At 67.3% G+C, this 11,619-nt stretch carries 9 protein-coding genes; 2 read left to right on the top strand and 7 right to left on the bottom strand.

All coding sequences use genetic code 11. The annotated features are described in order from the left end of the window. Positions 1 to 42: 42 nt before the first annotated feature. Together ACCD06_RS32775 and hydA are read left to right on the top strand one after the other, a co-directional pair. On the top strand, positions 43 to 738 hold the full coding sequence (locus tag ACCD06_RS32775; RefSeq protein ID WP_413346529.1) for a TetR/AcrR family transcriptional regulator: 696 nt from the start codon (positions 43 to 45) through the stop codon (positions 736 to 738). Between the two features lie 14 nt (positions 739 to 752). Beyond that, the gene (gene hydA, locus ACCD06_RS32770) at positions 753 to 2,195 is read left to right on the top strand and encodes a dihydropyrimidinase (RefSeq protein ID WP_413346527.1); all 1,443 of its coding nucleotides are present in this window, start codon (positions 753 to 755) and stop codon (positions 2,193 to 2,195) included. A 210-nt stretch (positions 2,196 to 2,405) separates the two neighbouring features. Here hydA and ACCD06_RS32765 read toward each other — a convergent pair whose 3' ends face one another. The 7 genes from ACCD06_RS32765 to ACCD06_RS32735 form a co-directional block, all read right to left on the bottom strand. Then, a complete protein-coding gene (locus ACCD06_RS32765) occupies positions 2,406 to 4,973 on the bottom strand; it encodes a DUF4347 domain-containing protein (protein WP_413346525.1) in 2,568 nt (855 codons plus the stop codon). Positions 4,974 to 5,338: 365 nt separating this feature from the next. After that, positions 5,339 to 6,622, bottom strand: coding sequence for a TRAP transporter large permease (locus tag ACCD06_RS32760; RefSeq protein WP_109076174.1), 1,284 nt, complete (start codon positions 6,620 to 6,622; stop codon positions 5,339 to 5,341). Continuing rightward, positions 6,613 to 7,152 carry a TRAP transporter small permease gene (locus tag ACCD06_RS32755; protein ID WP_109076175.1) on the bottom strand — a complete coding sequence of 180 codons (540 nt, stop codon included), beginning with the start codon at positions 7,150 to 7,152 and terminating at the stop codon, positions 6,613 to 6,615. Before ACCD06_RS32755 ends, ACCD06_RS32760 begins: the two co-directional genes overlap by 10 nt. Positions 7,153 to 7,235: 83 nt before the next feature. Then, positions 7,236 to 8,240, bottom strand: coding sequence for a TRAP transporter substrate-binding protein (locus ACCD06_RS32750; protein WP_109076176.1), 1,005 nt, complete (start codon positions 8,238 to 8,240; stop codon positions 7,236 to 7,238). 514 nt (positions 8,241 to 8,754) lie between these two features. Next, positions 8,755 to 9,396, bottom strand: coding sequence for a TerC family protein (locus ACCD06_RS32745; protein WP_109076177.1), 642 nt, complete (start codon positions 9,394 to 9,396; stop codon positions 8,755 to 8,757). Between the two features lie 266 nt (positions 9,397 to 9,662). Further along, positions 9,663 to 10,715 (bottom strand): Gfo/Idh/MocA family protein, encoded by a 1,053-nt coding sequence (locus ACCD06_RS32740; RefSeq protein WP_109076178.1) that lies wholly within the window; start codon positions 10,713 to 10,715, stop codon positions 9,663 to 9,665. Continuing rightward, positions 10,715 to 11,539, bottom strand: a complete 825-nt coding sequence (locus ACCD06_RS32735; RefSeq protein ID WP_109076179.1) for a GntR family transcriptional regulator — start codon at positions 11,537 to 11,539, stop codon at positions 10,715 to 10,717. Before ACCD06_RS32735 ends, ACCD06_RS32740 begins: the two co-directional genes overlap by 1 nt. Positions 11,540 to 11,619: the final 80 nt, after the last annotated feature.

Below are 11,619 nucleotides of genomic sequence, written 5' to 3'. Positions count from 1 at the left end.
CGGGACGGGAGAGGGCTTTGAACAACAGCAATGGCGAACGCGATGGCGCGAACGGCTGCCGAAACCACCGACACCACGTCGCCCCAGGGCCGCATCCGGCGTGAGAACATCGAGCGCATCCTGAAGGCGGCCGAGCGCGTCTTCGCCGAGGCCGGCTTCGCCGGCGCCACCATGGCCGACATCGCCGAGCGGGCCGGCCTGCCCAAGGCCAACCTGCATTATTATTTCGGCACCAAGGAGGACCTCTACCGCGCGGTGCTCGACAACATCCTGCGGATGTGGCTGGCGCCGATCGCCTCCTTCACCCCCGACGCCGACCCGGCGGCGACGCTGACCGCCTACGTCACCGCCAAGATGGAGGCGTCGCGCACCCGGCCCCACGCCTCCAAGGTCTTCGCCAACGAGATCCTGCATGGCGGGACCCAGGTCGAACGCTTCCTGGCCGAGGATCTGAAAGCGCTGGTCGACGCCAAGGCCGCGGTGATCGACGGCTGGGTCGCCGCCGGCCGCATGGCCCCGGTGGACGCCCGCCAGTTCCTGTTCATGATCTGGGCGGTGACCCAGCATTACGCCGACTTCGACGTCCAGATCCGCAAGGTGCTGGGCCGCCGCAGCCTGACCCGCCAGGACTTTGCCGCCATGACGGCGGAGGTGCTGCGGCTGGTCCTGCGCGCCGCCGGCCTGCCTGAACCTGACCTCTCCGAAACGCCCACCGACTCCGTCCCACAAAACCTCTGAGGGAGCGCCCGAGCATGTCCACCATCCTGATCCGCGGCGGCACCGTCGTCACCGCCGAGCACACCCGCCGCGCCGATGTCCTCTGCCAGGACGGCATCATCGCCGCGGTGGGCGACACTCTCGACATGCCGGCGGGGGCCGAAGTGGTGGATGCCGGCGGCTGCTACGTCATGCCCGGCGGCATCGACCCGCACACCCACATGGAACTGCCCTTCATGGGCACGGTGACGACGGAGGATTTCTTCAGCGGCACCGCCGCCGGCTTTGCCGGGGGAACGACGATGATCATCGACTTCGTCATCCCCAACCCGAAGCAGAGCCTGATGGAGGCCTACCACACCTGGCGCGGCTGGGCGGAGAAGGCGGCCGGCGACTACAGCTTCCACGTCGCCGTGACGTGGTGGGACGAGAGCGTGCGGCAGGACATGGGCACGCTGGTCGCCGACCATGGCGTGAACAGCTTCAAGCACTTCATGGCCTACAAGAACGCCATCATGGCTGATGACGAGACGCTGGTGAACAGCTTCCAGCGCTGCCTGGAGCTGGGCGCCATCCCCACCGTCCACGCCGAGAACGGCGAACTGGTCTTCCAGCTCCAGAAGAAGCTGCTGGCCCAGGGCCTGACCGGTCCGGAGGCGCACCCGCTCTCCCGCCCGCCGGAGGTGGAGGGCGAGGCCGCCAACCGCGCCATCCAGGTGGCGAAGGTGTTCGGCGTCCCGGTCTACATCGTCCATGTCTCGGCCAAGGAAGCGCTGGCCGCCATCGAGCGCGGCCAGAACGACGGCCAGCGCGTGTTCGGCGAGGTTCTGGCCGGCCATCTGCTGATCGACGACGGGGTCTACCGCAACCCCGACTGGGACTTCGCCGCCGGCCACGTCATGAGCCCGCCCTTCCGCCCCAAGGAGCATCAGGACGCCCTGTGGCGCGGCCTGCAGGCGGGGCACCTGCACACCACCGCCACCGATCATTGCTGCTTCTGTGCGGAGCAGAAGGCGATGGGCCGCAACGACTTCACCAAGATCCCCAACGGCACGGCCGGCATCGAGGACCGCATGACCGCGCTGTGGACCCACGGCGTCAACACCGGCCGGCTGACGATGAACGAGTTCGTCGCCGTGACCTCCGCCAATGCGGCGAAGATCTTCAACCTCTACCCGCGCAAGGGCTCGGTCAGCGTCGGGGCCGACGCCGATCTGGTGGTGTGGGATCCGAAGGCGACCAAGACCATCTCGGCCAAGACCCAGATGCAGAAGGTGGGCTTGAACATCTTCGAAGGCATGACCGTCACCGGCACCCCGGCCTACACGCTGAGCCAGGGCCGCATCGTCCATGCGCTGGGCGAGAGCCGCGCCATGCGCGGCGCCGGCCGCTACATCAACCGCCCCGCCTTCCCGCCGGTCTACGAAGCGGTATCGAAGCGCAACGCCCTGAACGTGCCGGTCGCGGTGGAACGGTAAAGCGATAGGGCCCGAAATCCCCTCTCCCCCCCCGGGGAGAGGGTTAGGGTGAGGGGGACGCACAGCAAGGGTTTTCGGTATAGCCACGCCGCGCATCCCCCTCACCCCGACCCTCTTCCCGCTTTCGGCGGACCGAAGGTCCGCCTGTCGCGTCAGCGCAAACGAAGTTTGCGCGTGAGCGGGGGAGAGGGAGCGGTCAGATCCCCCCGATCACCCCACCGAACTGGCGAACAGGAAGTTCTCCGCCGTCAGGCTGTTGCGGTCGACGCCCATCAGCTTGATCGAGTTGAAGGTACCGAGTTCGATCGACAGGTCGGCGCCGTTCTGCGCCGAGTGGGTCAGCACGTCGTTCAGGCTGGAGAAGCCGGAGATGCTGCGGAGATCGACGACGTCACCGCCGGTGCCGGCCTGGAAATCGCCGATGCAGTCCCAACCGTCGCCGGGATTCTGGACGAAGGTGTCCCGACCGGCGCCGCCGACCATGTAGTCGTTGCCGCCGTTGCCGGTGATGGTGTCGTTGCCGCTGCCGCCGGCCAGGAACTCCCCGGCCGAGGTGCCGGTGATGGTCTGGCCGGTGGGGCCGGTGGACCCGCCCGTGCCGCCCCCGGTGGAACCGCCCGCCGTCGTGAAGGAGAAGTTGGCGGCGGTCAGGCTGCTGCGGGTGACGTTGGCCAGGATGGCGCTGTTGCCGTTGTCGAAGCGGACGACGGTGTTGGCGCCGTCCTGAACGGTGACGGCCATCACCGAGGCGAAGTCCTTCAGCCCGCTCCAGCCGGCGACGTTCAGCACGTCGCCGCCGCTGCCGGCCTGGAAGTCGCCGATGTAATCCCAGCCGTCGCCCGGCTTGAAGACGAAGGTGTCGCTGCCGGCGCCGCCGACCATGTAGTCGTTGCCGGCGTTGCTGATGATGGTGTCGTTGCCGCTGCCGCCGGCCAGATAGTCGCGGGCGTCGGTGCCGGTCAGGGTCAGACCGCCCGTTCCCCCCGTACCGCCACCCGTGCCGCCACCGGTGCCGCCCCCGGTATCGCCGCCGCCGGTGGACCCGCCGGAACCGGCCTGCCCCAGCGTGATGGTGTTGCCCGACAGGCTGATGTCCGAGGCGGCGAAGCTGCCGGCGATGCGCAAGGTCATGTCGGCACCGGCGGTGGAATCCAGGCCGACATGGACCAGCGTGACGCCGTTCACCGTCTCCGCCTGGACCTGTCCGGCCTGCAGCGCGCTGCCGGTGCCGGACCCGACGCTGCCGGACAGCGACGCCCCGGCGATGGCGAAGGCGTCGCCGGTCACGGCACCGGTGACGCTGGTGAAGCCGTTGGCCTGGGCCGCCGTCATCGTCACCGTGTGGCGCTTGCTGCCGGTCAGGGCCAGCGTCTCGACGCTGGTCAGCGTCATGCCGCTGATGTCGATCTTCGGCGAGGCAACGTCGGTGTAGTATTCCAGGTCGTAGCCGTTGTAGCTGGTCAGGTTGTCGGACCGCAGTTCCAGCGTGTCGGTGCCGGTGCCGCCGTCGAAGCTGACGGTGCCGGCGTCATACTGGCTGACCACGATGTAGCGGTCATTGCCGCCCTCGCCATAGAGGGTGTCGGCCTGGGTCTGGGCATAGCTGCCCGAGCTGACGATGCCGGCCAGGATGGTGTCGTCGCCGTCACCGCCATGGATGGTGTCGCGTTCCCAGTCGCCCTTCATCAGGTCGTTGCCGGCATCGCCATAGAGCAGGTCGGCACCGCCGCCGCCGGCCACCGTGTCGTTGCCGATCCCGCCGTGAAGCTCGTCATTGTCGGCACGGCCGTACATCAGGTCGGTGCCGCCGCCGCCGAAGATGGTGTCGTTGCCGTCGCCGGCCTCCAGCGTGTCGTTGCCGGCGCCGCCATACTCGACGTCGTTGCCGCCATGGCCCCAGAACCACACGGCGGTGTCGCCGGCGGTCAGGCTGTCGGCATATTCGGAGCCGACCCAGCGCTGGATGTTGACGAAGGTGTCGCCGGCCGCCTCGCCGGTGTTGTTGGCACCGTTGGTCAGGTCCAGGGTGAGGCCGGTGGTGGCGTTCTCGTAGGTGACGATGTTGAAGCCGCTGCCGCCGACATAATGGTCGGCGCCCAGCCCGCCGTTCAGCGTGTCGCCGGCCGACTGGCCGCTGTTGCCGCCGCCGACCAGCGTGTCGTCGCCGATCCCGCCGATCAGGCTGTCGTTGCCGGTGCCGCCGGTGATGCTGTCGTTGCCGGCCAGCCCGTTGATGGTGTTGCCGCCATTGTCGCCGATCAGCGTGTCGTTGCCGCTGGTCGCCGTGCCGCTGTAGGCGAGAGTGTGCGGCCAGGCTTCCGCCCCCGCGAACGGGCGGGCGGCCAGGATCGGGCCGGTCACCACGTCGAGATCCCACGAACCGCCCTGGTCGGCATGGCCGACCGGATGGCTGGCGGCGGCGACGCGGGCGCCGGTGACGGCGGCCAGACGCTCGACGAAGCGGCGGCCGTTGCTGCCGGCGCCGACGTCGCAGGCATGGATCAGGATCTCGCAGCCGGACGCATCGGGCCAGCGGCGGTCGAACAGGGCGCTGGTGTCGAGCGGCATCGCCCCCAGCTTCACCACGCCCGGCGCGCCATGGGCGATCAGGTGGACCGCGGTGGAACCCGTCGCCGATGCCGCTTCCAGCGCCTCGGCAAGCAGGGCGACGGCGTCCTCGTCGGCGGCGACCCGGACCACCGTCATGTCCGGCGCGTGGCGGCCGATCAGCGCATCGATGTCGGACAGACCGGCGTCGGCAAGAATGATCCCGTGCATGAAAACCCCTTTCTGGGGAGTTGTTGGAAATCGTTTTGCTCGTCTGTGATGTACGGGATCATGTCCACAGAACAACGTCCAATAAGCCGATCATTCCTTGGGAAGCATCAGCTCCGGCCGGGCGACCTTTTTCTCCCCGGAAGCGCAAGCAGTACAGCCACGATCGATTTCGACGCCATACGGCTGGCTCAGCCTGTTGCGGCGGCTTGCCACTCTTTTTCCCGAATTGGGGAGTCTCCCGCTCAATTACCTCCAATTCGGGATTAGCACAGGACCGAGCGGGCATAAAAATAGGGCCACCGGGAAGATCCCGATGGCCCAGTCCAGGAGAGAAGTCGTTCAGGAGGGCCTAAACCCGCTCCGTCTCAATGCATCAGCATGCGCGGCAGCCACAGTGAGAAGGCCGGGACATAGGTGACCAGAAGCAGCGCCACGAACAGCGCCCCGTAGAAGGGCGTGATGGAGCGCATCACCTCGCCCACCGACACGCCGCCGATGGCGCAGCCGATGAACTGGGTGGTGCCGACCGGCGGGGTGTTCAGGCCAAGGGCGCAATTGATCAGCATGACGATGCCGAACTGCACCGGGTCCATTCCGTACTGCATGGCGATCGGCAGGAAGATCGGCGTGCAGATCAGGATGGTGCTGGCCATGTCCATGAAGGTGCCCAGCAGGAACAGGATGATGTTGATCAGCAGGAAGATCATCAGCGGATTGGTCGACACACCGGCCAGCAGCTCGCCGGTCATGTCCGCCACCTCATAGAGCCCCATGAGGTACTGGAACATCGTCGACACGCCGATCAGCAGCAGCACCACGCCAGTGGTCTTCACCGTCTTGGCGGCGGCGGCCAGGAACTTCTCCCAGCTCAGCGTGCGGTAGACGAAGGTGGTCAGCAGCAGCGCGTAGATCACGGCGACCGAGGCCGACTCGGTGGCGGTGAACACGCCGGTGGTGATGCCGGCCAGGATGATGACGACGATCAGCAGACCGGGCAGCGCGGCGGCGAAGCTGTGCAGCAGGATGTCCCAGCCGGGGAAGGTCCCCTTGGGATAGCCGCGCTTCACCGCGACGTAATAGGCCGCACCCAGGTTGCAGACCATCAGCAACAGCGCCGGCATCAGCCCCGCGGCGATCAGCGCGCCGATGGACGCCTTTCCGCCGGCGGCCAGCGCGTAGATGATCATGTTGTGGCTGGTCGGCATCAGCGCGCCGACGAGCGCGGCGTGGGTGGTGACGTTGACCGCGTAGTCGGCGTGGTAGCCTTCCCGCTTCATCATCGGGATCATCACCGCACCCATGGCCGACACGTCGGCGACCGGCGAGCCGGCGACGCCGCCGAACAGCGTGCAGGCGACGACGTTGGACATGCCCAGGCCACCACGGATATGGCCGACCATGCTCTTGGCCGCGGCGACGATCTTGTCGGCGACGCCGCCGTGCAGCATCAACTCGCCGCTGAAGACGAAGAAGGGAATGGCCAGGAACGAGAAGACGTTCATGCCCGACATCATCTGCTGGAAGACGACCGCGACGGGCAGGCCTTCATAGAGGATGGTGCAGAGCGCCGACAGTCCGATGGCGAAGGCGACCGGAATGCCGAGAATGAGGAAGCCGAAGAAGGTGATTGAAAGGATGGTCAGTTCCATGACGGCTTGACCTCCTCGCCGCGCACGATGGCGACGACATGCTCGATGGAAAACAGCACGATCAGCACGCCCGACAGCACCAGAGGCACATAGCGGAAGGCTTCGGAGATGTGCAGGTTGGGAATGGTGTAATGGGCCACCGAACTGCCGAGCACCCAGCCATTGTAGGCCATGCAGGCGCCGAAGATGCCGACCAGCGTGTAGATCAGCATGTCCATCTTGCGGCGCGCATTGTCCGACAGCATCACCAGCAGCGACTCCAGCCCGATATGCCCGGCGTCGCGGACGCCGACGGCTGCGCCGATCAGCGTGACGTAAAGCACCAGCAGGATCGCCATGCTTTCCGCCCAGGTCGGTGAGTTGTTCAGCACATAGCGGCCGAACACCTGATAAAAGACGACGCCGACGATCATCATCAGGCCGAGGATGGCGACATACATGCCGGTCCTGGCCAGCGTCGCGTTCATCCGGGTCAGCCAGCCGCCGCTATATGGCGGACTGACGTCCATTGCCTGCAGCTCGATATCCATGCCGCTGCTCCCCTGGCGAGGCGCGGCCCGTCCTGCCTGGGACGAAGCCGCGTCACCCCTTCTTTAACGTTACCGGAAGGTCGTTACTTGGTTTCCTGGACGCGCTGGACGAGGCTCTGCAGCTTCGGCGTGTTCGCGAACTGGGCGTAGACCGGCTTCATCGCGTCGATGAATTCCTGCTTGTTCGTCACCTCGACGATCTGGGCGCCGGCCTGGGTGACGATCTCCTTGGACTTCATCTCACGCTCGTCCCACAGCTTGCGCATGTAGGGCACCGAGTCCTTGGCGGCCTTGCGGATCAGGGCCTGATCGTCCTTCGACAGGCGGTCCCAGGCGATCTTGGAGAAGACCAGCACTTCCGGAGCCATCGCGTGTTCGGTCAGGGTGAAGTACTTGGCCGCCTCGAAGTGGCGCGAGGATTCATAGGACGGATAGTTGTTCTCGGCGGCATCGACGATGCCGGTCTTCAGCGCGGTGTAGACCTCGCCGAAGGGCATCGGCGTGGCGTTGGCGCCCAGCGCCTGGATCATGGCGACGAACAGGTCCGACTGCTGGACGCGGATCTTGGCGCCCTTCATGTCGGCCAGCGTCTTGTAGGGCTTGGCGGCCGAATACATGCTGCGCGAGCCGCTGTCGTAGAAGGCCAGACCGATCATGCCCTGGCTTTCCATCGCCGCCAGGATTTCATCACCGATCGGGCCGTCCAGGACACGGCGCATGTGGCCGGTGTCGCGGAAGATGAACGGCAGCGCGGTGACCATCGTCTCCGGCACCACGTTGTTCAGCGGCGCCACGTTGATGCGCATCATCTCCAGCGCACCGATCTTCAGCTGCTCGATGGTGTCCTTCTCGGTCCCCAGGGCGCCGTTCGGAAACACCTTGACGCCCAGCTTGCCGTTGCTGCGCTCGGCCACCAGCTTGCCGACATAGCGCACCGCCTCGACGGTCGGGTAGTCGGTCGGGTGGATGTCGGCGGATCGGAAGTCACGCGCATCGGCCGGCGCCGACAGCATCGGAGCGGCCAGGATGCCGCAGATCGCACAGGCGGTCAGCATCGCAGTGCGGACCGAAGTCAGACCAAACTTCATTAGGATCTCCTCCTGATTACGGAGCCGGAGCCTTACGCGATCCGGCCTCTCTTGTTCTGGTGTTTCCGGTTTACCTGGTGGGCGGCGGGCCGCCCGCACGTGACTGGACGAATTGGGGACCGGCGGCAGGCGGAGCACGGGTGAGAGGCCATTGCGACGCTCGGCTTTCGCAGCGCTGCGACCGGACCGTGCGACCGGGAAGTCGCACTTGGCCGCCGCCGGCCCTGCCCTCGCCCCCTCCATATCCAGCCGCCGCTTGGCTGCGGCGCCCTGTTCTCGATTCTTAGGATATTAGTATATCAATCTGCGCGCAACCCTGAAAGTTCAAAGAGGCAACTACCGTTTGGACATTAAACAGAATCGGATTGGCGCGGAGAGGGACAAAGTGACTGCAGGAGCGGGTTTCAGCCAGATCACAAATCCTCGCAGGGGGGCGAGTGCGACATTCAGCCTCAGCGCTCTTCACGCACCTCCCCCCGACCGCTGGAAAGCGGCACCCGGTCGCCCTGGCCGATCAGGCGTGGCCGTTCACCAGGGGCCACACCTCGATGGCGCCGCGGTAGATCATGTGCAGAGCGACGTAGAGGATGATGGAGAGGCCGACATAGGCCAGCCAGCGGTGCTTGTGCAGGACGCGGGCGATGACGCTGGCGGCAAGGCCCATCAGGGCGATGGACAGTGTCAGGCCGATGACCAGCACCCCCAGATGCTCGCGCGCCGCACCTGCGACGGCCAGAACATTGTCGAGCGACATCGACACGTCGGCGACCACGATCTGCCAGACCGCCTGACCGAGGGTCTTGCGCGGCCCGGCGGCTTCGGCGCCGCCATCGTCTTCCAGCGCCTCGACCGCCTCGTCCTCCTCGTGCGACTGGCGCAGTTCGCGCCACATCTTCCAGCAGACCCACAGCAGCAGCACACCGCCGGCCAGCAGCAGCCCGATGATCTGGAGAAGCTGGGTGGTGACGGCCGCGAAGGCGATGCGCAGCACGGTGGCCGCCAGGATGCCGATCAGGATTGCCTTGCCGCGCTGTTCCCGCGGCAATCCGGCGGCGGCCAGACCGATGACGATGGCATTGTCGCCGGCCAGCACCAGGTCGATCATGATGACCTGGAGCAGCGCAAAGAGCGCCTCTGTGGTGAATAGTTCCGTCATTTGAGCGGAAATCCTCGCATCACGATGAATGTGGGAGGAGAAGCCGCGCGAAGTCCGTGCCGACCGGTCGGGTCACGCCGAGACCATCGGACGGGAGGCGCCGGTCAGGGGCACGGGGCGCGGGCCGCTCCTTGTCTTCCCAGTCCGACATCGCAACCGGTGACGGTTGCCAGAGGGGCCCGGCCTGGTTCTGGCGCTTTACGCCAAAGTGGTGGATTCCGCAAGGCCGCGCTTACGACCGCCGGAATCGCTGGGAGAAGTGGGGATCAGGGAGTGCCGACCTCCACGATTCTGCCGCTGCCTGCGGCCTCCAGCAGCGCCTCGATCAGCCGGTGGACCTTCAGCGCTTCGCGCCCGTCCACCCGCGGCCGGCGCCCCTGGTCGAGCGCGTCGAGGAAGTCGGACAGCACGGCGCGGTGGTGCTGGTGGGAAAAGGCCATCGGGTCGGCCCCGCCGCCCAGCGTGGCGCCGTCCTGACCCGCGACGATGCGCTCGCCCGTGACCAGCTGCACCTCAAGCCGGTCGCCGGCCAGCACCGCCGAGCCGCCGGTGCCGGCGATCTCGATCCGCTCCGGATAGCCGGGATAGGCGGCGGTCGTCGCATCGACGGTCGCCAGCAGGCCGTTGCCGTAGCGGAGCGCGGCGGCGACCACATCCTCCGTGTCCATGCCCGTGTCCCGGCTGCGCAAGACGCTCGTCGCGGCAAATCCCGCGACCTGATCCGGCAGGCCGAGCAGGCTGACGAAGGCGTCGAGCGTGTGGATCGCCTGGGTCAGCAGCACGCCGCCGCCGTCGCGCGTCTTCTTGCCGCGGCCGGGCTGGGCGTAATAGGCGGCGTCGCGCCACCAGCGCACCGAAACCGCCGCCGTCAGCGGCCGGCCCAGCACGCCGTCGCGCATCAGCGCCGCCAGCCGTTCCACCGACGCCCGGAAGCGGTGCTGCAGCATGACGCCCAGCGTCAGCCCGGCCGCCTCCATCGCGGCGACCACCGCCCGCGCCCCCTCCGGCGTGGCGTCCAGCGGCTTTTCCAGCAGCACATGCTTGCCGGCGGCGGCGCAGCGCGCCACCAGATCGGCATGGGTGTCGGGCGGGGTCAGCAGCAGGACGGCCGACAGCGCCGGATCCTCCAGCAGCGTCTCCAACCGGTCGACCACCGGCAGGCCGTGGCGGGCAGAGAAGGCGGCGCGGCGCTCGACCGAGGGGCTGAAGCAGCCCGCCACCTCCACCCGGCCGGCCAGATCGATCAGGCTCTGCGCATGCGGGGCCGAGGCCATGCCCAGACCGATGACGCCGACGCGGCGGCGGGTTTCGTTCGTCATCAGGGTGCTCCGTCGGGAAGGGCGGCCCCGTCGGTCAGGCTGCCGGAGAAATAGAGCGGGGCGGCGTTGCGCACGTCGTCCACCGTGATCTGCAAATTGTCCAGATGCCGGATCAGGCTCTGTTCGGCGCGGTCGGGGTCGTGGCCGGCGATGGCCTCGACGATGGCCTCATGCTCGGCGATCACCGTGCGCATGCGGCCGGGGACCGGCAGGGTCAGGCGGCGGCAGCGGTCGAGCTGGACCTTCGCCTGCTGGATGATGCCCCAGAAGCCGGGATAGCCCGCCATCTCGGTGATCTGGGCGTGGAAAGCCTCGTCGGCCTGATGGAAGCCGTCGGCGTCGCCCTCCGCATCGACCTCGCGCTGCTGTTCCAGGCAGGCGTGGAGTGCTGCGATCTGGCTGCGGGTGGCGCGTTCGGCGGCGAAGCGAACGGTGGCCCGCTCCAGCACCTTGCGGATCACGCCGGCTTCCGGCAGGGCGCCCAGCGGAATGCGGGCGACGAAGGTGCCGGACTGCGGGAAAATCTCGATCAGCCCCTCGTCCGCCAGACGCAGCACCGCTTCGCGCACCGGCGTGCGGCTGACGCCATAGGCCTCCGCGATCTGCTTCTCGGCGATGGGTTCGCCCGGCTTGCGCTTCAGCGACACGATCTCCGCCCGCAGGTCGCGGTGGATGGCGTCGGCGGCGGTCGGACCGCGCCGCATGTCCCGGCGCGCCGGCGGGCGGCTCAAGAGCGGAGCGGCCTTGGCCGACAGGGTCGGCGTCGTTGATGGCGGGGGGACCGCGATGGAACCGGTTTTGGCCGGCGGGTTGCCCGATGGCATGGCGTCCAGCCTCCTCAGAAGCACATGCCTCAGAATACTAATATATCAGCTAGAACGGCAAGCAGTTTCGCTCGTGATGC

This window comes from Azospirillum sp. CT11-132 (assembly GCF_047302835.1).
Taxonomy (GTDB): Bacteria; Pseudomonadota; Alphaproteobacteria; order Azospirillales; family Azospirillaceae; genus Azospirillum.
This window is presented reverse-complemented; position numbering and strand designations above follow the sequence as displayed.